Annotated in this window: 24 protein-coding genes and 1 pseudogene; 15 read left to right on the top strand and 10 right to left on the bottom strand. The window is 72.1% G+C overall.

Translation table 11 applies throughout. The features are described 5' to 3' along the window. Positions 1–80: 80 nt before the first annotated feature. Positions 81–575 carry a lamin tail domain-containing protein gene (locus SCNRRL3882_RS38785; RefSeq protein ID WP_010038163.1) on the top strand — a complete coding sequence of 165 codons (495 nt, stop codon included), beginning with the start codon at positions 81–83 and terminating at the stop codon, positions 573–575. Positions 576–673: 98 nt separating this feature from the next. Then, the gene (locus SCNRRL3882_RS38780) at positions 674–1,684 is read left to right on the top strand and encodes an alpha/beta fold hydrolase (RefSeq protein WP_010038161.1); all 1,011 of its coding nucleotides are present in this window, start codon (positions 674–676) and stop codon (positions 1,682–1,684) included. Positions 1,685–1,720: 36 nt separating this feature from the next. Here the strand turns inward: SCNRRL3882_RS38780 and SCNRRL3882_RS38775 are convergent, their stop codons facing one another. The 4 genes from SCNRRL3882_RS38775 to SCNRRL3882_RS38760 form a co-directional block, all read right to left on the bottom strand. After that, positions 1,721–2,095 (bottom strand): hypothetical protein, encoded by a 375-nt coding sequence (locus tag SCNRRL3882_RS38775; protein WP_010038159.1) that lies wholly within the window; start codon positions 2,093–2,095, stop codon positions 1,721–1,723. A 70-nt stretch (positions 2,096–2,165) separates the two neighbouring features. After that, the gene (locus SCNRRL3882_RS38770; protein ID WP_010038158.1) at positions 2,166–2,687 is read right to left on the bottom strand and encodes a roadblock/LC7 domain-containing protein; all 522 of its coding nucleotides are present in this window, start codon (positions 2,685–2,687) and stop codon (positions 2,166–2,168) included. A 38-nt stretch (positions 2,688–2,725) separates the two neighbouring features. Continuing rightward, positions 2,726–3,547 carry a hypothetical protein gene (locus SCNRRL3882_RS38765; protein WP_010038155.1) on the bottom strand — a complete coding sequence of 274 codons (822 nt, stop codon included), beginning with the start codon at positions 3,545–3,547 and terminating at the stop codon, positions 2,726–2,728. Continuing rightward, positions 3,544–3,948 (bottom strand): hypothetical protein, encoded by a 405-nt coding sequence (locus SCNRRL3882_RS38760; protein WP_010038154.1) that lies wholly within the window; start codon positions 3,946–3,948, stop codon positions 3,544–3,546. The genes SCNRRL3882_RS38765 and SCNRRL3882_RS38760 overlap by 4 nt, the downstream gene beginning before the upstream one ends. 248 nt (positions 3,949–4,196) lie before the next feature. Here SCNRRL3882_RS38760 and SCNRRL3882_RS38755 point away from each other — a divergent pair. From SCNRRL3882_RS38755 to SCNRRL3882_RS38725, 7 genes and pseudogenes are all read left to right on the top strand, one after another. Continuing rightward, positions 4,197–4,361, top strand: a pseudogene (locus SCNRRL3882_RS38755) (TetR/AcrR family transcriptional regulator); the annotation flags it as partial. A gap of 68 nt (positions 4,362–4,429) precedes the next feature. After that, entirely contained in the window at positions 4,430–4,621 is a 192-nt protein-coding gene (locus SCNRRL3882_RS38750; protein WP_010038151.1) for a helix-turn-helix domain-containing protein, read from the top strand. Positions 4,622–4,703: 82 nt separating this feature from the next. Next, positions 4,704–5,981 carry an aminotransferase class I/II-fold pyridoxal phosphate-dependent enzyme gene (locus SCNRRL3882_RS38745; protein WP_010038149.1) on the top strand — a complete coding sequence of 426 codons (1,278 nt, stop codon included), beginning with the start codon at positions 4,704–4,706 and terminating at the stop codon, positions 5,979–5,981. Between the two features lie 489 nt (positions 5,982–6,470). Then, positions 6,471–7,628, top strand: a complete 1,158-nt coding sequence (locus SCNRRL3882_RS38740) for a hypothetical protein (RefSeq protein WP_102514933.1) — start codon at positions 6,471–6,473, stop codon at positions 7,626–7,628. A gap of 106 nt (positions 7,629–7,734) precedes the next feature. Further along, entirely contained in the window at positions 7,735–8,265 is a 531-nt protein-coding gene (locus SCNRRL3882_RS38735; protein ID WP_010038147.1) for a (2Fe-2S)-binding protein, read from the top strand. Next, positions 8,262–9,266, top strand: a complete 1,005-nt coding sequence (locus SCNRRL3882_RS38730) for an FAD binding domain-containing protein (RefSeq protein WP_010038146.1) — start codon at positions 8,262–8,264, stop codon at positions 9,264–9,266. Before SCNRRL3882_RS38735 ends, SCNRRL3882_RS38730 begins: the two co-directional genes overlap by 4 nt. Further along, on the top strand, positions 9,263–11,419 hold the full coding sequence (locus tag SCNRRL3882_RS38725) for a xanthine dehydrogenase family protein molybdopterin-binding subunit (RefSeq protein ID WP_010038144.1): 2,157 nt from the start codon (positions 9,263–9,265) through the stop codon (positions 11,417–11,419). Before SCNRRL3882_RS38730 ends, SCNRRL3882_RS38725 begins: the two co-directional genes overlap by 4 nt. 3 nt (positions 11,420–11,422) lie before the next feature. On the opposite strand, the gene SCNRRL3882_RS38720 is transcribed toward SCNRRL3882_RS38725, so the two are convergent. Further along, entirely contained in the window at positions 11,423–13,192 is a 1,770-nt protein-coding gene (locus tag SCNRRL3882_RS38720; protein WP_010038142.1) for a hypothetical protein, read from the bottom strand. Positions 13,193–13,450: 258 nt separating this feature from the next. Here SCNRRL3882_RS38720 and SCNRRL3882_RS38715 point away from each other — a divergent pair, with 258 nt between their 5' ends. The 3 genes from SCNRRL3882_RS38715 to tgmB all read left to right on the top strand — a co-directional run bounded on the left by SCNRRL3882_RS38715 (position 13,451) and on the right by tgmB (position 15,082). Beyond that, positions 13,451–13,759, top strand: a complete 309-nt coding sequence (locus SCNRRL3882_RS38715) for a YkvA family protein (RefSeq protein WP_010038139.1) — start codon at positions 13,451–13,453, stop codon at positions 13,757–13,759. Positions 13,760–13,890: 131 nt separating this feature from the next. Continuing rightward, complete coding sequence (tgmA, locus tag SCNRRL3882_RS38710) at positions 13,891–14,082, top strand: putative ATP-grasp-modified RiPP (protein ID WP_010038137.1); 192 nt, start codon at positions 13,891–13,893, stop codon at positions 14,080–14,082. A gap of 16 nt (positions 14,083–14,098) precedes the next feature. Then, positions 14,099–15,082, top strand: coding sequence for an ATP-grasp ribosomal peptide maturase (gene tgmB / locus SCNRRL3882_RS38705; RefSeq protein ID WP_010038135.1), 984 nt, complete (start codon positions 14,099–14,101; stop codon positions 15,080–15,082). A 31-nt stretch (positions 15,083–15,113) separates the two neighbouring features. Here the strand turns inward: tgmB and SCNRRL3882_RS38700 are convergent, their stop codons facing one another. Then, positions 15,114–15,317, bottom strand: a complete 204-nt coding sequence (locus SCNRRL3882_RS38700; protein ID WP_010038131.1) for a hypothetical protein — start codon at positions 15,315–15,317, stop codon at positions 15,114–15,116. A 536-nt stretch (positions 15,318–15,853) separates the two neighbouring features. Further along, positions 15,854–16,063 (bottom strand): hypothetical protein, encoded by a 210-nt coding sequence (locus SCNRRL3882_RS40935; RefSeq protein ID WP_159399460.1) that lies wholly within the window; start codon positions 16,061–16,063, stop codon positions 15,854–15,856. A 122-nt stretch (positions 16,064–16,185) separates the two neighbouring features. Here SCNRRL3882_RS40935 and SCNRRL3882_RS38695 point away from each other — a divergent pair, with 122 nt between their 5' ends. Then, complete coding sequence (locus SCNRRL3882_RS38695; RefSeq protein WP_010038129.1) at positions 16,186–16,380, top strand: hypothetical protein; 195 nt, start codon at positions 16,186–16,188, stop codon at positions 16,378–16,380. 222 nt (positions 16,381–16,602) lie between these two features. Here the strand turns inward: SCNRRL3882_RS38695 and SCNRRL3882_RS38690 are convergent, their stop codons facing one another. Then, positions 16,603–17,076 carry a membrane protein gene (locus tag SCNRRL3882_RS38690; RefSeq protein ID WP_010038126.1) on the bottom strand — a complete coding sequence of 158 codons (474 nt, stop codon included), beginning with the start codon at positions 17,074–17,076 and terminating at the stop codon, positions 16,603–16,605. Positions 17,077–17,264: 188 nt separating this feature from the next. Here SCNRRL3882_RS38690 and SCNRRL3882_RS38685 point away from each other — a divergent pair, with 188 nt between their 5' ends. Continuing rightward, the gene (locus tag SCNRRL3882_RS38685) at positions 17,265–18,353 is read left to right on the top strand and encodes a GlxA family transcriptional regulator (RefSeq protein ID WP_202457742.1); all 1,089 of its coding nucleotides are present in this window, start codon (positions 17,265–17,267) and stop codon (positions 18,351–18,353) included. Here the strand turns inward: SCNRRL3882_RS38685 and SCNRRL3882_RS38680 are convergent. Both SCNRRL3882_RS38680 and SCNRRL3882_RS38675 read right to left on the bottom strand, forming a co-directional pair. Next, positions 18,289–18,540 carry a DUF5133 domain-containing protein gene (locus SCNRRL3882_RS38680; protein WP_010038122.1) on the bottom strand — a complete coding sequence of 84 codons (252 nt, stop codon included), beginning with the start codon at positions 18,538–18,540 and terminating at the stop codon, positions 18,289–18,291. The genes SCNRRL3882_RS38685 and SCNRRL3882_RS38680 overlap by 65 nt on opposite strands. 234 nt (positions 18,541–18,774) lie before the next feature. Further along, a complete protein-coding gene (locus tag SCNRRL3882_RS38675) occupies positions 18,775–19,632 on the bottom strand; it encodes an aldo/keto reductase (RefSeq protein ID WP_010038121.1) in 858 nt (285 codons plus the stop codon). A gap of 324 nt (positions 19,633–19,956) precedes the next feature. Here SCNRRL3882_RS38675 and SCNRRL3882_RS38670 point away from each other — a divergent pair, with 324 nt between their 5' ends. Then, positions 19,957–21,486 carry an acyl-CoA carboxylase subunit beta gene (locus tag SCNRRL3882_RS38670; protein ID WP_010038119.1) on the top strand — a complete coding sequence of 510 codons (1,530 nt, stop codon included), beginning with the start codon at positions 19,957–19,959 and terminating at the stop codon, positions 21,484–21,486. Positions 21,487–21,579: the final 93 nt, after the last annotated feature.

The following is a 21,579-nucleotide window of genomic DNA, read 5'->3' as shown; positions in this document are numbered from 1 at the left end:
TGAACCGTGTACGATCCGGATGCTTCACCGAACCATCACATCGCCTTCACCAGAGGGCCATGCAAGGGGGACGAACGTCCATGCGTATACGCCTTGTCGCCACCACGGCTGTCGCCGCCGGGGCCCTGACCGCCCTGACGGCGGTTCCGGCCCAGGCCGCCGAGTACAACTCCGCGCTGAAGATCCGCGGGATCCAGTACGACGCTCCCGGGAGGGACTCCAACCGCTGCTCGGGCGGGAACACCGACGAGGAGTACCTGACCATCAAGAACTACTCGCGGTCGACGACGGTGAACCTCAAGGGGTACGTCGTGAAGGACGCCGCGGGGAACAGGTTCACCTTCACCGCGAGCCACACGCTTCAGCCGGGTGACTACGTGAAGCTGCGCGGCGGCAACGGGGCCGACTCCGACGCCAAGAACGTCGTGTACCGCGACAACTGCAACTTCATGTGGAACAACGACAAGGACACGATCTACGTGTACAAGCCGTCCGGCAGCCGCGCCGACGTGCACTCGTACACCAAGAGCGGCTCCGACAAGGACGGCAACGGGTACATCACGTTCCACGGCTGAGCCTTTTGCCGAACCGGCAACAGGCGTCGTGTGCGTCGCGGCGGGCGCTGCATGATCGATGGACCGAGCGCCCCTTTCTTCGGAACGCGGGAGGATCCATGCCGCAGACGTCCGCCGTCGACCCCACACATCGCCTGGTCCCTTCACCGGCCGGCCGCCTTCACCTCGTCGAGCAGGGTGACGGGCCGCTGGTCCTGCTCCTGCACGGATTCCCCGAGTCCTGGTACGCCTGGCGCCACCAGCTGCCCGCCCTGGCCGCCGCGGGCTACCGCGCGGTGGCCGTCGACGTGCGCGGCTACGGGCGCTCGTCCCGGCCCGCGGAGGTGGACGCGTACCGGATGCTCGAACTGGTGGCCGACAACGTCGCCGTCGTGGAGGCGCTGGGCGAGCGGTCCGCGGTGCTCGTCGGGCACGACTGGGGGGCGACCATCGCCGCGACGTCGGCGCTGGTCCGGCCGGACGTGTTCCGCGCGGTCGCGCTGCTGAGCGTCCCTTACACGCCGCCCGGCGGGCCCAGGCCCAGCGAGGTCTTCGCGCGGATGGGCGGCGAGGAGGAGTTCTACGTCTCGTACTTCCAGGAACCCGGCCGGGCCGAGGCGGAGATCGAGCCCGACGTGCGCGGCTGGCTCGCGGGCTTCTACGCGGCCCTGTCCGCGGACACGATGCCCGGATCCGACCCGCATTTCGTGGCGCGCGGAGGCCGGTTGCGCGACCGCTTCCCCGTGGACCGGCTGCCGCACTGGCTGAGCGAGGCCGATCTCGACGTCCTCGCCGGGGAGTTCGAACGCACGGGCATGACCGGCGCCCTGAACCGCTACCGGAACATGGACCGGGACTGGCAGGACCTGGCGGACTTCGCCGGCGCCCCCGTCACACAGCCGTCGCTGTTCATCGGCGGCGGCCTGGACGCGTCCACGACCTGGCTGGCCGACGCCATCGAGGCGTACCCGGCCACGCTGCCCGGACTGACGGCTTCCCACATCCTCGACGGCTGCGGCCACTTCCTCCAGCAGGAGCGTCCCGCCGAGATTAACCGGCTGCTGATCGAGTGGCTCCGGAACGTCTGCGGGCAGGTGTACCCCTCGAACGCGGGGCCCTCCGCGACGTGATCCGTGACGGAGGGCTCCCGTTCGGGGTTGCGGGGTTCAGACCTCCAGGTCCGTTTCTATCCGGCGGAGCTGGTGGCGGGCCATCGCCAGGTTCGCGCGGCTCGCGTCGAGCACGAGGTACAGGAACAGTCCGCTGCCGCCGCGCCCCTTGAGCAGGCGGATGAGGTGGTACTGGGAGTTCAAGGTGATCAGGATGTCCTCGATCTCCTCCTTCAGGCCCAGGAGTTCCATGGTGCGCAGCTTGGCCCGTACGACATCGGTGTTGCCGGCGGCGGCGACTTCCAGGTTGAAGTCCTTGCTGCCACCGAGGGTGCCGAGCGCCATGCCGCTGGTGTAGTCGACGAGTGCCACGGCCGTCGCCCCGTCGATGGAGCTCAGGCATTCCTTCAGTGCGGTCTCCGTGTTGGCCATGCGGGCGGTTCCTTTCGTTCGGTGTTGCTCAGTGGGTCGGATGGTTCGTGGTTCTGGTGGTTCGGGTGGCTCAGCTGCCGGTCTGCGGGCGCGGCTGATGGGTGGGCCGCTGCGGGGTGCGTACCGGGAGGGTGCCGATGGGGCGGGCCGTGGCGGGGGGTGCCGCCGCGAGGTGTTCGGCTGGCGCGGGCCGGTCGGCGTGGCGGCCGGTGCCCGGGCCGACGTGCGTGGCCACCAGGTCCGCGATCCGGGCGCCGCCACGCCGGCCCTCCAGGTGGAGGCGGCCGACGTTGACGCGGTCCTCGGCGAGGAGCGTGAGGACGGCGGTCGCACCGGCCGCGTAGGTGGCGACGTAGCCTCCGGAGCCGCGCACCAGTAGTTCACGGAAGTCGCCGCGGGCCGCGGCGTCGGTCATGCGGTGGGCGACGCCGAGGGCGGCGGCGGTGAGCGCCGCGAGTCCCTCCGGTTCGGCGTCCGGGACGTCGTGGGCGAGGACGAGTCCGTCGACGGTGGCCGCGAGCGAACCGGTCAGGCGGGGGACTCGGGTGCGGAGCCGACGCAGTTCGTCGAGGACGTCGGTCTCGACGGCCATGAGCAGTCTCCTTTCGGCACGCTGTCGTCGCGCGCGGATCACAGTGCCTCCAAGGCGTGCAGGAGCCGTCGCAGCAGTGCGGTGTCGGGCTCGTCCGGTGCCGTGGGACGAGGGGCGGGGCCCGGCTCGGCGGACACGGGGGCGGGGGCGGGGGCGGGGGCAGAAGCTGGAGCAGGGGCGGGGACTTTGGGAACGACCAGCCCGGCGGCGGCCAAGCGGCGGAGTTCGACGAGGGTGTGGAAGGTGCGGCAGGCGAGGGCGGTGGCGATCTGGGCGGCCGTGCGGACACCGTCGACCTGGGCGAGGGTGCGGCTGCGGCGGGCAGGCAGGTCCGCCGGGCCGGTGCCGGGCACGCGGGCGAGCGGGGCGAGGTCGATCGCGGGTTCGGGCCATATGCGGTGCAGCAGTTCGCGGCGGCGTCTCGACTCGCGCAGGACGGTGTCCACCGGCACGGCACGGACCGCGCCCAGCCAGTGCGCGGCTCCGGGGCGGAAGCGGAGTGCCGGTCCGTCGTGGGCGAGGACGAAGTACGCCGCGTCGAAGAGGGCGCCCAGGTGGCACAGTTCGAGCGCGCCGGCGGCCAGGTGGCCGCTGTCCACCAGCTGACGGCCGACGCGACAACGGCGGCCCGCCTGGTCGATGGCCTCCCACCAGCCGTCCGGGGCGAGCGCGCCGCTGTGTGTGAGCAGATCGCCGATGTCGGCGGTGAGGGCGGATTCGACATGGACGACGTGTCCCGCGGCCAGGTAGACGATCCCCGCCTCGGTGGACAGGGCGCCGCTCGCGCCCTGTACGGCGAGGGTGCCGAGCAGGGCCGAGACCGGCTCGTCCGTGCGGGAGGTCCGGGACGGCGTGATCATCCGAGCACCAGTCTGTCCGCCATCTCGGCCAGCCGGATGCGGGCCAGGGCGAGGTTGCCGTCGCCGCGGTCGAGCCATAAGTGCAGGAACACGGTGCTGTCGAAGGTCGTGGTGACGAACCTGAGCAGGTGGTACGAGTCGCTGTTCGTGATGATCAGGTCCTGTACGGGTGGTTCCTTGCCGGACGCTCCGCCCGCGTCACCGCCGGCCGGGGCGAGCACGCCGCTCTCCGTGGCGAGGCGGGCGAGTTCGGCGGTCTCGGCGGCCGCCGCCTCCAGGTCACCGCCCGGAGCGTCACCCACCGCGCCGAGGGCGAGACCGCTGATCCAGTCGACCACCGCCGCCCCTCGCGCGCCGGGCAGCCGCATGGCCTCCAGCAGACTCTCGTCGATTCCGGGCACGCCGAATCCCCCCTCCCCTGCACGGCCGTTCCCGCGAACGTGAGCACGACACTACGGAACGTGCTCGGCCCAGGTGAAGGCTTTGGCATTTTCCAAGTGAATGTGCAGCGGAGCAGACAAGGTTGCATACGGGACCGATCCGAAGCGAGCAGGACCTGTCCTACGTGCGGGATGCGCAACCCGAGCTCGCGCGCGGCCGCCAGGAGAAGAACCGCCAGGGCCGCCGGATCAAGGCGGCCATCGACTCCATGGCGAGAGAAGGGCGCGCGGCCGGAAGCACGCGTGGCATCGCCGCCGAGCTGGAAGTGGCCCAGGCCACGGTGCACCACACCTTCGGCACCCAGGGTCTGATCGCGCAGGTCGAGCGAGCCGCACCGGTCGGCGCGGGGTTCGAGGGGACCGCGATCGCCGTGAAGCTCCCACTGCCGCCCAGCGCGCTGATCAGGTGCTGCGCAGCTCCGAGGAAATCAAGACGGCGATCGTGAAACTGCTCTCCCAGGGCTACGACGACAAGGTCGTCGCCAAGCGTCTGGGCATCTCCCTGCGCACCTTCCAGCCCCACCTCGCCGACATCATGCGCCGTATCGGGGCACGTAACCGGCTCCACGCGGGTTACCTGCTACGCGATCTCGACATCTCCCACGAGAAGGCCGTCGAGCAGCAAGAACGGTGAGCCGACCGGTTGTCGCTTGTTAGCGTCGGGCCGGGCGGCGGCACCACGGCGCCGCCCGACACCGCGTTGACCCAAGGACACCATGACAACCATTGCTCACCGTGACGCCGACGCCCTCGCCTTAGGCCTGGACGAGGCGCGTCGTGACTACGCCGACCTCAAGGACCGCGGTCTGCGGCTGGATCTGACGCGGGGCAAGCCCTCGCCCGAGCAGCTCGACCTGTCCGCTGAACTGCTCACGTTGCCCGACGGGCGCTACACGGCACTGGACGGCACCGACTGCCGCAACTACGGCGCCCCGAGCGACGGGCTGCGGGAGCTGCGGGACATCTTCGCGCCCGTCCTCCAAGTCCCCGTCGACCAGCTGCTGGCAGTCGGCAACTCGAGCCTCGAGCTCATGCACGACTGCATCGTGCACGCCCTCCTCGGCGACGTACCCGGGGCCGAAGGCCGCTGGGCCGACCAGCGGGTGGCGTTTCTGTGCCCGGTGCCCGGCTACGACCGGCACTTCGCCCTGTGCGCACGCTTCGGCATCGACATGATCCCCGTCCCGATGACCGACGGCGGACCGGACATGGCCGTCGTCGAGGACCTCGTGCGCTCCGACGCGCGGATCAAGGGCATCTGGTGCGTGCCCAAGTACAGCAACCCCGACGGCACCTGCTACAGCGACGAGACCGTGCGCCGGCTGTCCGCCATGGAGACGGCCGCACCGGACTTCAGGATCTTCTGGGACAACGCGTACGCGGTGCACCACCTCGACGGCGAAACGGAGGTCGGTGACATCCTCGCCGCGTGCCGCGAGGCCGGCCACCCGGACCGGGCGTTCGTGTTCGGCTCCACCTCGAAGATCACGATGGCCGGGGCGGGGGTCGCGTTCTTCGGCTCTTCACCCGCGAACGTCGCCTGGTGGCGTGCCAACTCGGGGAAGCGGACGATCGGCCCGGACAAGGTCAACCAACTCCGTCACGCGCTCTTCCTCAAGGACAACGACGGGCTGCGTGCTCATATGCGCCGTCACCGCGCGATCCTGGCGCCGAAGTTCGCGACCGTCGAGCGCGTCTTCAGCGAGCAGCTCGGCGACACCGGGCTCGCCACCTGGACGCGGCCGAAGGGCGGCTACTTCGTCGCGCTCAGGGTTCTCGACGGCTGTGCCCGTGAGGTGGTCCGCCTGGCCGCCGAGGCCGGCATCGCCGTCACCCCGGCCGGGGCCACACACCCCCACGGCGACGATCCGGACGACCGTGTGATCCGCATCGGCCCCACCTACCCGGCTCTCGAGGAGCTGGAGCAGATCGCCTACGGCATCACCGTGTGCGTGCGGCTCGCCGGCTACGAGAGGCTGACCGCCCAGCACTGATCATCGATCGGCATTCGACACCGAGCACGACAAGGCCGGGGCTGCCCCCGGCCTTGTTGCATTTGCGTTAACGGCGGTAACCCATCCGTCTCCATTGCCCGTTTCGCTGCATGGCGGGGTTGCGTCAGGCGCACCTGCGAAGATCGGCGGCCGCGACAAAGCGTCTTTCCGTTGGATGGACAGGATCGTGACGCCCCGGAGAAGCCTGACGGCAGGCGAACAGGACCCGCCCCGATGCGGATGGTGGGCGGGCCCTGCTCGTGCGGACCATTGTCGGGACCGGACACCGGTGGGGCCATGAGTGTGATCCGCCGGTTCGCGCGCGGCGCGCACACCCCGTGCGCGCCACGTGCCTCCGCGCACCCGGCGCTGCCCCCTGGCGCCGCCGGGCGCCGCCGGGCGCCGCCCCGTCTGTGACCCCGGGTTATGCCCGTCGGCCTGCGGCGACGATACTGGCAGGCGCACCTGCCCCCGTTCACAATTGGACCCATGCCGACCTCCCCCACCGTCCGCCCCATGACTCCCGCCACGGTGTGGCTGGCTCGCGGCCGCCATGCCGGAGGCGCCGCGGAAGACGTGCTCCGGCGCTCGCTCGAGCTGCGCAAGCGAAGTCGGGCCATCGACGACTTTCTCGAGTTGCCCCAGGCCGAAACCGAGGCCGGAACCGAAGCCGGGACCGGTGCCGGGACCGAGGCCGCCCCGGCCGAGCGAGCCTTCGAGGCCCGCTGGCGGGTGGAGGAGACGGTGACCGTGCGGGCCCGGATCGGCGTGACGCCCGGGCCGGACGGCGGGCAGGAGTGGATTCTGGTCGCCGAGGCCGAGCGGCCGTGGAACAACGACTGGCCGTCGCCGGCCGCGCTGTTCTGGCCGGAGGAGCCGGACGTCGCCTGGGACCGGGACGGCGCCGTGGAGCTGTCCCTGGGGAAGATCAACCCACTTCCCCAGGACGACAAGGACACGCGGCGCCTGTTCAGGAACGCGGTGCCCGGCGGGTGGCACATCCATGTGGTCGTCCACGAGGCGATGACCACGGACGAGCGGGGCCGGCTGCCGGTGGCACGGTGGCTGCCGGCGGGGCTGCGGCACCGTGTGGTGGAGCACCGGGCTGCCCCGCAGCAGCTGCGGGGGGTCAACTGGGCCCTGCGGGATGCGGGTGTGCAGGTGCCGCGCGGTGGTGCCGTGGTGCTGCCCGGCACCCCGGCGCCGGAGGGCTACGACGCCGAGGACTTCTCCGTCCGCGCGGTCTTCCTCGACGGCTCGGAGCCGGCCGGCCTCGTCGACGCGGTGACCAGGTACGCCGCGCTGCCGAGACCGCTGCCCGAGGGCGCCGAGGACGCCCTCACCGCGCTCCGGGAGGACTGGCACCTGCTGACCCTCCAGGAGGAGCTGGAGCGCCAGCGCGGTCTCGTGGCCATGTACGCCGAGGCACTCGAGGCCATGACGAAGTCACGTGACCTGTACCGGGAGGCGGCCGAACGCGCCCACGAGGCTCTGGCCGCCTACCAGGAGTCCGCCGCGGCCGCTCCGGTGCGTCAGCAGCCCTCCGACGCCTCCACGGCGTCTCCGCTGCACCAGCTCACGCGCACGTTCGAACGCCTCAAGAGCAGGTCCCAGCGTCCCGTGGCCCCGTCCCGGGACGAGCGCTAGCGGACATCCCCTGGGCTCTTCCGCACGGGGTGCACGTGTCAGTCGTGGTCTGGTGGATACGCGGTGCGTACGGCAGTACGGACCGTCCGGGAAGGTCCTCGACGACATGGGCAACGACCAGCACCACTCGGAGACGACGCTCCGCGTCAACGGCAAACCCCACACCCTCACCGTCGACCACCGGCGGGTCCTGCTGGACCTGCTGCGGGAGGATCTGGACCTCACGGGCGCCAAGAAGGGCTGCGACCACGGCCAGTGCGGCGCCTGCACGGTCCTGGTGGACGGGCGGCGCGTCAACAGCTGTCTGCTGTTCGCGGTCGCCCTGGACGGCTGTGAGATCACCACGATCGAGGGGCTGTCCGGCGACGGCGAGGAACCCCACCCCCTGCAACGGGCCTTCCTGGAGCGCGACGCCTTCCAGTGCGGCTACTGCACCCCGGGCCAGATCTGCTCCGCGGCCGGCATGCTCGCCGAGGCGGCGGCCGGCCATCCCTCGCACGTCACCGGCCCGCAGACGCCCTCGGGCGAGCCGGTGCCGCTGGACCGGGAGGAGATCAGGGAGCGGCTGAGCGGCAACCTGTGCCGGTGCGGTGCGTATCCGCGGATCGCCGAGGCCGTGGAGGACGTGATCCCGTGAAGGAGTTCGCCTACGTCCGCGCCCGGAGCGTCGAGGAGGCGACCTCCGCCTACGCCTCCCACGCCGGCGCCCGTTATCTCGGCGGCGGCACCAATCTCGTCGATCTGATGAAGCTCGGCGTCGAGCGGCCCGCCGCCCTCGTCGACGTCACCCGGCTGCCGCTGGACGCGGTGGAGGAGCTGCCGGACGGTGCACTGCGGATCGGGGCGCTGGTCCGCAACAGCGACCTCGCGGCCCACCCCCTCGTGCGCGACCGGTACCCGGCGCTGTCGCAGGCGGTGCTCGCGGGGGCGTCGGGGCAGCTGCGCAACGCGGCGACGACCGGCGGCAATCTGCTCCAGCGCACCCGGTGCCCGTACTTCCAGGACCTGTCGAAGCCGTGCAACAAGCGCGAGCCGGGCAGCGGCTGCGGCGCGCGGGAGGGCGTCCACCGTGATCACGCCGTGCTGGGCCACTCCGAGCACTGCATCGCCACGCATCCGTCGGACATGGCGGTGGCGCTGGCCGCTCTGGACGGGCGTGTCGAGCTGTACGGCCCCGAGGGCGCCCGGAGTGTCGCGGCGGCGGACTTCCACCGGCTGCCCGGGGACCGGCCGGAGCAGGACACCGAGATCCGGCCCGGCGAACTCGTCACCGGCGTGGTGCTGCCGGCCGCCACCGCAGGGCTGCCGTCGGCGTACCGCAAGGCCCGCGACCGGGCTTCGTACGCCTTCGCGCTCGCGTCCGTCGCGGCCGTGCTGCGGGTGTCGGACGGTGTGGTCGGCGACGTGGGGCTCGCGTTCGGGGCGCTGGCGCACCGGCCGTGGCGGGCCCGGCGGGCGGAGGAGGCGCTGCTGGGTGCGGCTCCGACCGCCGCCGCGTTCGAGCACGCCGTCGACCTGGAACTGTCCGCCGCGCAGCCGCTGCGCGACAACGCCTACAAGGTGCCGCTGGCCCGGGGGATCGCCCTGGACGTGCTGTCCCGGCTCGCGGACGCGGCGCTGACGAGGAGGGCTTCATGACCGGCAGCGTGGGAGCCCCTGCCGAGCGCCGGGAGGGCCTGGAGAAGGTCAGCGGCACCGCCCGCTACGCCGCCGAGTACCACTCCCCGGGCCGGGCCCAGGCGTGGCCCGTGCCGGCGGCTGTCGCCCGGGGCCGGGTGACCGGCGTCGACACGGCTGCCGCCCTGGCCGTGCCCGGTGTGCTCGCCGTCCTCACCCACGAGAACGCGCCGCGGCTCGTCGAGCCGGACGATCCCACGCTCGCCGTGTTCCAGGACCCCGGGGTTCCGCACCGCGGCTGGTTCGTGGCGCTGGTGGTGGCCGAGACCCTGGAGGCGGCGCGGGCCGGTGCCGCCGCGGTCCGCGTCGACTACGCCGTCGAGGATCACGATGTGACCCTCACCGCCTCGCACCCGGGTGTGTACGTCCCCGAGGAGGCCAACGCCGGTTATCCGGCCGTCCGCGAACAGGGCGATCCCGACGGGGCGTTCGGTTCGTCGGCCGCTCGGGTCGATGTCGCCTACTCTGTGCCGCCGTTGCACAACCACCCGATGGAGCCGCACGCCAGCACCGCCCGCTGGGACGACGACCGGCTCACCGTGCACACCTCCAGCCAGGGCTCCGGTGCCGTACGGGGCGTGCTCGCCGGGCTGTTCGGCATTCCCGAGGAGCGGATCGTCGTCACCGCCGAGCACGTCGGCGGCGGCTTCGGCTCCAAGGGCACACCACGGCCCGACGTGGTTCTCGCCGTGATGGCGGCACGGCAGACCGGGCGGGCGGTCACCGTGGCGCTGCCCCGCCGGTACCTGCCCGCCGTCGTGGGGCATCGTGCTCCCACCCTGCACCGGCTGCGGCTCGGCGCCGACGCGGACGGGCGCCTCACCTCCCTCGTGCACGAGGTCACGACGCACACCTCCCGGATCAAGGAGTTCGTGGAGCAGGCGGCGGTGCCGGCGCGGGTGATGTACGCGGCCCCCCACAGTCGTACGGAGCACCGGGTCGCGGCGCTGGACGTGCCCTCGCCGTCATGGATGCGGGCACCGGGCGAGGCTCCGGGCATGTACGCACTGGAGTCCGCGATGGACGAGCTGGCCGCCGAGCTGGGCATGGACCCGGTCGAACTGCGTGTCCGCAACGAGCCGGACGTCGAACCCGACAGCGGCAAGCCATTCAGCAGCAGGCACCTGGTGGAGTGTCTGCGCGAGGGCGCCCGCCGCTTCGGGTGGGCCGGGCGCGATCCCCGGCCGGCCGCCCGCCGGGAAGGGCCCCTGCTCCTGGGGACGGGGGTGGCGGCGGCGACGTATCCCGTCATGGTGTGGCCCGCCACGGCGACGGCCCGCGCGCTGCCCGACGGGACGTTCCTGGTGCGGGTCAACGCCACGGACATCGGTACGGGGGCCCGGACCGTGCTCGCGCAGATCGGCGCCGACGCCCTCGGCGTGCCGCTGGAGCGGGTGCGGATCGAGGTCGGCAGCACCGAACTCCCGTCGGCGCCGCTGGCCGGCGGCTCGTCCGGCACCGCCTCCTGCGGCTGGGCGGTCCACGAGGCCTGTGCCCGGCTGGTACGGCGGCTGGCCGAGCACCCGGGGCCGCTGCCCGAGCAGGGCCTCGACGCACGAGCCGACACCCGGGGGTCGGCGGACGCCGAGAGCGAGTGGGCGCGGCACGCCTTCGGGGCGCATTTCGCCGAGGTCGCCGTGGACACGGTCACCGGGGAGGTCAGGGTCGGCCGGCTGCTGGGGGTGTACGCCGCGGGGCGCATCCTCAACCCCCGTACCGCACGCTCCCAGTTCGTCGGCGGCATGACGATGGGCCTGGGCATGGCACTGACCGAGGGCAGCACGATGGACGCCGCGTTCGGTGACTTCACGGAGTCGGACCTGGCGTCGTACCACGTGCCGGTGCACGCCGACGTCGCCGAGATCGAGGCGCACTGGCTGGACGAGGAGGATCCCCATCTGAACCCCATGGGCAGCAAGGGGATCGGGGAGATCGGCATCGTCGGGACGGCCGCGGCGATCGGCAACGCGGTCCACCACGCCACCGGCGTGCGCTTCCGAGAACTCCCGCTGACACCCGACCGGGTACTGGCCGGGCTGCTCGGCCGCCGGGCGGCGAACGACGCCCGGACCGGCTCCGCGGTGGGCGGATCCGGTCCGGTGCGGGGTGTGTAGGCGTCACTCCGCCATCTGGCGTGCCTCGGGCGCCGACGCGGGCGCCCACTGTCTGCCCGCGAGAGGCGCCACCATACGGAAGGCCAGCGCGACGAGGGCCAGCAGTGCCGCGCACACGGCGGCCGCGGCGGCGAGCCACGGCGGGGCGAGTGCGAGGTCCACGGCCCGGGGCAGGGACGCCGAGGGGAAGGGACTCCGGTAGGCCTGGGCCGCAGCCAGCACCGTCGGCACAACCACCGCCCCGGCCAGCACCACCGCGACGGGGCGCAGCGCCAGCAGCACGGCGAGAACCGTGCACAGCACCGACAGGCCGAGGGCGAGCGCGTGCAGGTGCAGGGACGCTCCGCCGCGTTGCAGCGGGAAGTGGGCCACCGCGCACAGGGCCAGCGCCAGGGCGGCGAGCCAGCCCGACCACGACACGGTCCGGTCGAGCCGGTCCGTCGCGCGGGCGCGGTCCGCAGGCGGGGCGTCGCGCGTCGGGCGGGTCTCACGGGCCGAAGCGGGGCGTGCCACACGGCGCTTGCCCGGCCGGCCGGACTTCTCGGGCTCCCCGGTCACGTCGCCGGTACGTGAAGTCCCGGCCGGCAGGCGGCCGTTGCGGTCCAGACGCTCCAGGCCCAGGCGGTCGATCAGCTCGACCAGCTCCCCGACGGACCGGCGGGTGGCGGCTGCCCGGAGTGCCTCCTCGCGGACGTGGGGCATCTGCGGCTCCTTGTGCAGGAGGGTCACCAGCCGGGTCACCTCCTCCACCGGGCGGTTCGCGGCGGCGGCCCGGATGGCCTCGTCCGCGCAGTCGGCGTCGCGCGGGGGCTTCGTCAGCAGGGCGATCAGCCGGGAGACGTCCTCCACGGGCCGGGCCACTGCGGCCGTGCGCAGCGCGTCGACCCTCGCCTCCGCGTGGTCGGGCGACTCCTCCAGCGAGGTGATGAGGGCGACGACCTCCTCCAGGGGCCGGTCCGCCACGGCGGCGTGCACCAGGTCGCTGACGGCGTCGCCGTACGGTACGGCGGCGCCCTGCGCGGTGCCGGGCCGGAGCTCCACCGGGTTGTCGTCGAGGGAGCGGATGACGAACGGCCGTGTGCTCGGCTGGTCCGTCTCGTCCCGTGTGCTCGGCTGGTCCGTCTCGTCCTGGCCGGGCGCGGCGGGCTGAGGGGGGTCGCCCGGTTCGGGCCCGGGAGACTGCACGGCCTCGTCCCGTCCGGAGGTGGCGGGCCGTGCGGGCACCGCCGGTGCCTGGTCCGTCCGGTCCGGGGCGGGAGCGACAGGCCGTGCCTCACCGGGATCCGGCCAATCCTGTGCGGGCGGGGCCGGGCGCGACTCCGCGGGGTCCATCCAGTCCTGGCCCGGCGCGGTGGACGGCTCGACCACCGGGTTCGAACCGGAGGGAGCGGACAGGGTGCTCGCGTCGTCCGGGGCGGGGGTGGCGAACCAGTCGGTCGCCGTCCGCGAGCCGGGGGCGGCGGGCCGGGGCGCCGGGTCCGCCTGGTCCGAGCCGGGGGCGGCACCGCGCACGGGCGCCTCGCCCGACTGGCCCGGGCCAGGGGCGGCAGCCGGCGCGGGTGCCTGGTCCGACTGGTCCGGTCCGGGCGCGGCGGGCCGGGCGAGACTCATGTCCGCCTCGTCCAGGACCGGCGCGGCGGGCTGTGTGCTCGTCTGCTCCACCTGGTACGTGCCGGTGGCGACGGTGGTCTCGGCGGACGGCTGGGCGACCCCGTTCGGCTCTTCGGGTATGGCAGGTTCGTTCGAGCGGGGTGATGAAGAGCAGGTGGTCATAGTCGCCTCCATGGGGAAGAGTGCGGCCGCTCCTGCGCCCCCCGTCGTGTGACGAGCGACGTTACGCTGCCATTACTAGGCGCCCCCGTCACACCGTGCCACTCAGGTGAGCCACCGGGATGACCACCCGCACCCGCGGCGGCATGGAAAATGCGCCGACACGCCGACATGTCGGGTCCCGGCCGCAATACAGCCGCCGGAAACGGGAATCCAGGAAGAGACACCCCGTGTCGCGGCACGCCAGGAGGAGGGCAGCCCGTGGATGCCACAACGGTGATCACCCTGGCCGCGGTTCTCGCGGCCATCGTCCTCGTCTTCGCCGTCGGCATCCTCGTGCGACTGGTCAGGACCCGGCGCGAACTGCGCCGCGCGGGACTGCCCACAGGTCCGCGCTGGGTCTTCTGGGGCGCGGTTCTCTATTTCGTACTGCCCGCCGACGTGCTGCCCGATCCGGTGTACCTGGACGACATCGGCGTACTGCTGCTCGCTCTGCGCACCGTCCGCGGCTCCCTCGGCGAACGGGAGCGCACGTCGGCACCCCGGCCGGACCGCCAACCGGCCCGATGACTACGGAAAGTAAGGAAACCAACCACCCGTTCGATTCGTATAAGTCTCTGGGAGCCGAAACGAGTCGGCGGACCGGGTGGCCGCGCCCCTGGATCCGGCTCGATCGGCGCAACACCGACGAGGGAGAGACGATGCAACCGTTCGCGCTCAACTACGCGCGCCCGGCAGTGGAGTTGGAAGCTGCCATTCCGTACGTGTACGACGCCGGACTCCAGTTGAACGTGCTCCACGACGGCCGGGTGGCCGCCTCCGACTTCGCCCTGTTGAGGGAGGTCGGCACCACGACGTCCACCGCCGGCTCCAAGACCCATTTCGACGACTGACCGCGGGCCGCCGAAGATGACGGTACTGATCCTCACCTGTGAGGAGGACGTGACCGCGGACATGGTGGTCGTGCACCTGAACGCGGCCGGGACTCCGGTGGTCCGCGTCGACCCCGCCGATCTGACCGGCGGTGTCGCGCTGTCCGGGGAGTACGTCCACGGCAGTTTCCGCGGCCACCTGTCCGCCGGGGGGCGGCTGGTGAGCATCGGCGGACTGCGGTCGGTCTGGGTGCGTCGGCCGGGCACTCCGGCCGGGCGGGCGACCCAGCCGTCCGCGTGGCTGACCGAGGAGGCCGCCCAGGCGCTCTACGGCATGCTGCGGGGCTCGGACGCGCGCTGGATGAACCACCCCGACGCGGCCCGCCGGGCCCGGCACAAGCCCTGGCAGCTGCGTCTGGCCCAGCGGTGCGGCCTGCCCGTGCCGGCGACGCTGATCACGACGTTCCCGCGTGCCGCCCGCGAGTTCTCGGAGCGCTACCCGGACCTGGTGGTCAAACCGGTGTCGGGCGCGCATCCGCAGGACCCGCCCCGCGCCGTGCCGACCAGCCGGGTCGCGCCGGACACGGACTTCTCCGCCGTCGCGTTCGGGCCGACGCTGTTTCAGCGGCGGATCGCCAAACGGGCCGACATCCGTCTCACCGTGGTGGGCGACCGGATGCTGGCGGCCCGCAAGGTGGCCGCCGCGGACGCGGACCCCGACGAGGTCGACGTGCGGTTCGCCGCGCCCGGCGAACCGTGGCGGCCCACCGACGTGCCGTCCCGCATCGCGCCGGGCGTCCGGGCCTATCTGCGCGAGGCCGAACTGGCGTACGGTGCCTTCGACTTCGTCGAGGACGCCGACGGGACCTGGTGGTTCCTGGAGTGCAATCAGTCGGGGCAGTTCGGGTTCGTCGAGGTGGAGACGGGCCAGCCGATCGCCCGCAGCATCGCCGAGTGGCTGGCCCGCCCGGTCCCCGAGGAGCCGTCGCACGTCAACGGCGCGAAACGGACGGCCTGTTGAGCGCCAGGGCCGGCCGTCCACCGGTCCTGTTTCACTGCGTCCGCGGCCCGGGCAGCATGGCCGTACGCTGCCACCCGGTGCCCGGTGAGTGCGGGCGGTCGTAGCCGTGGGACTGCGCGGGCCGCATGACCAGCTCCAGTTCCCTGCTCACGCGTTCGGCCTCACGGCGAACCTGTGCGGGGACATCGCCGCACTCCGCGATGAGTCGGTCGTAGATGGGGGAATCCTGGAACACCCGTCAACGCGCCTTTCTGCTCGTCGGCCCCGTGCGGGGGCGAGAGAGCCGAGTGTAGGCGGACAGGTGTCCCGGAGTGTGAATTCCCCGGGTGGACTTGACGCAGACCGGACATCCGTGACATGCGGGCAGCCGGGGCTCAGGCTCCTGTCGTGGAGCTCCCGGACAGCGCCGACGGGTCATCCGGCTGCACGCCAAAGCCTCGAAGCGCTCTGGGAGGCGCCATTGCTGGACGCGGACGCGAATGACGCAGACGCCGTGACCGCCCGGAGCCTGCGGCTCACCCGCCGGACAGGCCGACAGAGCCCTGGCATGTGCGTGCGGCCCTGGTGTATCGGCCGATCGCTTGATGAGGTCGAAACTCAACTCCGCATCCAGATGAGCAGAGCTGCAGTGGTTGGGGTGCTGAAGAAGACGTAGCCGCGCTTGTCGGAGCAAGTGGGTGGGCCCGCACGATGGGCCGGTGAGAGCTGGGCCGGACACCTCGCAGCCCGAGGCCGAATAGCGGGCTACTCGTGCGACTGCTCCGGAGCACTTCAGCGGAACGGGTAGCGGCCAGGCGTCCGCTGACCATGCGCTGGGGCATCGCGGTGACTCACCCGCCTGCGCACCTGGTTGCCGGCCGCCGCCTGCACCAACGCGGACTTCTGGACGCGGCGTACCGCCCTGATCACCGACCAGGCTCTGGCCGCGCTCTCCAGCGGCGCGTGATGGCACTCGTCGAGCATCGGAAGGGTGACCGACATGCTGCCGGCGTTGCATGCAGGGGGAGTTGACGGCGCGCGTAAGGTGGAGAGGCAACGCATCAACGCCTACCCCGGGCTGTGATCCGGGCGGGCCGGACGGGGGGAAGAAAGGTGCGTGCCCGATGACGATCGGGCTCCTCTCCACGATTGCCGCCGCGTTTTACGGTGGCACGGTCTCGATCCTCGCTCTTACTGCGACCTTTGCTCGGCGCCGCACGCTGCGGCACGAAGCGCGCAGAACCCTTGTTGTTCTGGTGCCGAGCAGGGCTGTGGAGTCGCAGCAGGTGGACGGCACGGCAGCGGGCCCAAGCAGCTAATCAGTACCGTGCCCACAAGGCGTCGGGGTGAGCAGACTGCGGCTGAGAGGGGGCGTCCGCCCAGCGGATGCCCCCTTTCGCTGCGGATACAGGCGCGTTTCTCGCATTGAGGACCCCTACGAGTCCGGCTATGTGCTGGCCGCGCGGCATCAGCTGACCGGCCAGGTGCGCTTGGCCGCCCAGGTGCCGAAGCGTTGCCAGCCCATCTCCGGAAGCCGGGGCTCAGGCTCCTGTCGTGGAGCCCGGCCGGACGATCATCAGGACGGTGACCGTCGCCCACAGGAGGTTGAAGATGCCCGTGAACATGGCGAGTTGAACGGTGTTCCGGTGCTCGACGGCCTGTTCGCCGTTCAGTTGGCCGAGGACCTCCTCCTGGCGGGGCAGGACGAAGGCGACCAGGATGCCCGCGGCGGCGGCGGTCAGCGCGATGGACGTGACGAGCCATCCGCTGCCCAGGACGCCCATCGCGGCACCGGTGGCGAACCCGAAGAGCGGGACGGTCAGTCCGATGCCGGCGTAGACGCGGCAGATGCGGTGCAGCAGCGCGAGCGTGCTCACCGCCGACGGGTCGGGGGCGTCGCCGCCCGCGGGGACGGCGCGGCGCGCCGCGGGCGGGAACATGCTGGCCGCGACGGTCACGGGACCGATGGCGACGATGGCGGCCAGCACGTGCAGGGACAGAAGGATCTTGGTCACCGGGACTCTTTCCATGATGCGATCGACCGTGCCGGGCCCACGTTAGGGAGCCCGGACGTGATCGCCCATGGGCTGAAACGACAGCTTCCGACGGATTCCCGCCAACTCCTGTGACCTGCCCTCTTGTGCCGCGGGCCGGCACACCGGCGGTTCACGCGTCTGGCGGGAATGCGCCTAGGGTGGCGGTCATGCACTCCGTGGCGATCCTGGTTCTCGACCGAGTGGTGCCGTTCGACATGGCGGCGCCCCAGCAGACGTTCGCCTGGACCCGGATGCCGGACGGGCGGCCGGCCTACCGGGTCCGGTTGTGTGCCGAGACGCCGGAGGTGCGGGCGGACGGCGGTTTCACCCTGCGCGTCGACCGGGGTCTGGAGGCGCTGGCGGAGGCCGACACCATCATCGTGCCGGGCTGTTCCCCCGACGCCCCGCCACCTTCCGCCCGGGTGCTGGCGGCGCTGCGGCAGGCCGCCGGGGCCGGCACCCGGATCGCGTCCGTGTGCGTGGGTGCCTTCGTGCTGGCGGAGGCAGGGCTGCTGGACGGGCTGCGCGCGACCACGCACTGGGTGGCCGCGGGTGAGCTGGCCCGCCGTTTCCCGCGGGTCGAGGTGGAACCGGACGTGCTGTACGTCGACAACGGGCAGATCCTCACCTCGGCCGGAGCGGCAGCCGCGCTGGACCTGTGCCTGCACATGATCCGGCGGGATCTGGGGTCGGCCGTCGCGGCGAACATCGCCAGGATGTCGGTCATGCCGCTGGAACGGGAGGGCGGACAGGCCCAGTTCATCGTGCACGAGCACCCTCCGGTGCCCCGGGGGTCGGCGCTGGAGCCGTTGCTGGAGTGGATCGAGGACAACCTCGCGCACGAGGTGACGCTGAGCGCGCTGGCGGAGCGGGCCGGGATGAGCGAGCGGACCTTCAGCCGCCGCTTCCGCGAGCAGACCGGCACGACGCCGTTGCAGTGGCTGCTGCGGGCGCGGGTGCGGCGCGCCCAGTACCTGCTGGAGAACACCGACCACTCCGTGGAACGGATCGCGCGGCAGGCGGGGTTCGGCTCCCCGACGGCGTTCCGGGAGCGGTTCCGCAAGGTGGTGGGCACGACCCCGTACGCGTATCGCACGGCGTTCCACGGGAAGGCGAACGCCCCGGCGGCCCGTTCACAGGCCGCCGGGGCGGTACCCGGTGGTTCCGGGACTGACCAGATGTCAGGAGATGTCAGCCGACCAGCGTCAGACCGCTCTCTCCGTCCGCGTCCGCTTCCTCGGACCGCTCCTTGGTGAGCAGCAGGGTGTCGGCCTTGGCGATGGCGTCGGTGATGTCGGACGTTCCCATCATCACGCACAGCGTGTAGCTGACGTCCTCAAGCCGGCGTGCCGCCGTCGGCACGTGCCTCTCCGCCTGAGCGATCCTCAGCGACGCGTACTGCGTCAGCAACTCCCTGACGACCTTCCGGTCCGGTACGAGCACGTAGCGCCCCTCTCTCTGTTTTCGCTGCGTATGCCCGAACCACGCGGAAACATTCACACGTTTTTCTCACCAGGGACGGATTTGACGAAAAACTGATCGTCTCTGACGGGCCGTCAGGCAAGCTGACCGCTGTGCAGGGCCGTGTACACCAGGGGTGGGCGTGGTGACCTCACCGGTGTCCGCAGCACGAGACCCGGGAGCCGCCCGTGGCCGCTCCCGGGTCTCGTTGTCCGCTCAGGCGGCGTCCAGCTCCGCCAGTTCCTCCGGCATCAGGGTGAGGTCGGTGGCGGCGAGCGAGTCGCGGATGGTCTCGGGGCGGCTGGCGCCCGGGATGGGGACGACCACGGGCGACTTGGCGAGCATCCACGCCAGGCACACCCGCTGCGGGCTCACGCCGCGTGCCTCCGCGATACGGGCGAACGCGGCGTGACCCGAGCCGAGTTCGCCGGCCCTCGCGATGCCGCCGAGGGGGCTCCAGGGCAGGAAGGCGATGCCGAGATCATCGCACAGGTCCAGCTCCGGCTCGCTGGAGCGGAAGGCCGGGGAGAACTGGTTCTGCACGGAGACCAGACGGCCGCCGAGGATCTCGCCGGCCAGCCGGATCTGCTCGGGGTTCGCGTTGGAGATGCCGGCCATGCGGATCTTGCCCTCGTCCAGCAGGTCCCGGATCGCGCCGACGGACTCGGCATAGGGGACGCGCGGATCGGGGCGGTGGAACTGGTAGAGCCCGATGGCCTCGACGCCGAGCCGGCGCAGGGACGCCTCGCAGGCCTCCTTGAGGTGGCGGGGGCTGCCGTCCAGCGTCCAGCTGCCGTCACCGGGGCGCAGATGACCTCCCTTGGTGGCGACCAGGACGTCGCCGCCGCGGTCGTGGGAGGCGAGGGCCTTGGCTATCAGGGTCTCGTTGTGACCGACCTCGTCGGCGTCCCGGTGGTAGGCGTCCGCGGTGTCGATCAGGGTCACCCCGGCGTCGAGCGCGGCGTGGATGGTGGCGAGGGAGCGTTCCTCGTCGGGTCGTCCCTCGATGGACATGGGCATCGCGCCCAGGCCGATCGCGCTGACGTCGACATCACCGATGCGGCGGGTGTGCATGTGCTCGTGACCTCTTCCGGCTGTCGTCCCGGCTGTCGGGCGATGGTGCACTCCAGCGTGGACGCCGGTCGGCCCGAGGTCCAATAGAAGAAGGAGAACGCATTCAGCACTCGGGCAGCTGAATCGCGCCGGCCCCCTCGGCGGCCGGACCGGCGGTGCTTGTCACGCGGGGATGAAAGCCCGCGTCGATGGACTCATCTCCCCCACACAGAACGGCGATCCGCCCGGCGCTCCCCCACCTCGCTGCCATATTCGAGAACCGCTTCGGAGGTGGTTGTGAGCACAGACGTGACAGCATCCGGTCCGGGGGAGACGGCGGCGCACGTGCCCGGGAGTACCGCGGAGCGCGTCGCCGGCCTGGAACGCCGCCGGGGCCAGGCGGTGGCCCCGGGCGGGCCGCGCGGACGCGGGGAGTTCTCGGCCCGCGAGCGGATCGAACGGCTCGTGGACAAGGACTCCTTCACGGAGACCGGCCTGTTCGTCCGGGCCCGGCCCGCCGCGGAGGTCGGCACCCGCCGTCCCTACGGCGACGGGGTGATCACCGGGTACGGCACGGTCGACGGCCGCCCGGTGTGCGTGTTCGCCCAGGACTCCACGGTGTTCGGCGGCAGCATGGGCGAGGCCTTCGGCGAGAAGACCGTCGCGCTGATGGATCTCGCCCTGAAGACCGGCTGCCCGGTGATCGGACTCAACGACTCCGGCGGTGCCCGCATCCAGGAGGGTGTCGCCTCGCTCGCCCTCTACGCCGAGCTGGTGCGCCGCAACGTCAAGGCGTCCGGGGTGATCCCGCAGATCTCGGTCGTCCTGGGGCCGTGCGCGGGCGGCGCAGCCTACTCGCCGGCGATCACCGACTTCACGGTGATGGTGGACGGCGCCTCGCACATGTTCGTCACCGGCCCGGACGTCATCGAGACGGTCACCGGCGAGCGCACCACGGCCGAGGAACTGGGCGGCGCCCGCACCAGCAACACCGTCAACGGCAACGCCCACTTCCTGGCCGCCGACGAGGAGGACGCCCTCGACACCGTGCGCGACCTGCTGTCGTACCTGCCGGCCAACAACCTGGAACGGCCCCCGGAGTACGCCCCCGGGCACGCCCCGCCGGGGGCGACGCTCGACGAGGTCGTCCCGGACCGGCTGGGCGAGGCGTACGACATGCGGGTGATCCTGCACGCCGTCGTCGACGACGGTGAACTGCTCCAGGTGCAGGAGCTGTTCGCACCGAACATCATCTGCGCCCTCGCCCGGATCGAGGGCCGCTCGGTGGGTGTCGTCGCCAACCAGCCGCTGCACGCCGCCGGGGTCCTCGACATCGACGCCTCCGAGAAGGCGGCGCGGTTCGTGCGGTTCTGCGACGCGTTCGGCATCCCGCTGCTGACCTTCGCCGACGTGCCCGGCTATCTGTCCGGGGTACGGCAGGAGCGGGCCGGCATCATCCGGCGCGGAGCGAAGCTGCTGTACGCCTATGCCGAGGCGACCGTCCCCAAGGTCACGGTCGTGGTGCGCAAGGCGTACGGCGGCGGATACGCGGTGATGGGCTCCAAGCATCTGGGCGCCGACGTGAACCTCGCCTGGCCCACCGCCCGTATCGCCGTCATGGGCGCCGAGGGGGCCGTGGGCGTTCTGCACCGGCGGGAACTCGCCGCGGCCGACGACCCCGAGGCGTTGCGCGCCCGCTTGCTCACCGCATACGAGCGCACCCACGGCACGCCCTATCTCGCCGCCGAACGCGGCTATGTCGACGCCGTCATCGCGCCGCGCGAGACGCGGGAGCAGGTCTGCCGCGCGCTGCGGGCCCTGCGTGGCAAACGCGCGCCGATGCCGGAACGCCGACACGGCAACATCCCGCTCTGACCTCCCCGTTCGCGCCCCGCGACCGATCCGCACCGCAATCCGATCCGCACCGCAATCCGATCCGCACCGAGAGCCGATGCGCGCCGTACGCGC

The sequence above is a fragment of the Streptomyces chartreusis NRRL 3882 genome, from assembly GCF_900236475.1.
Lineage (GTDB): Bacteria > Actinomycetota > Actinomycetes > Streptomycetales > Streptomycetaceae > Streptomyces > Streptomyces chartreusis_D.
Note: the sequence above shows the minus strand (reverse complement) of the source record. Positions and strands in the feature narration are given on the sequence as shown.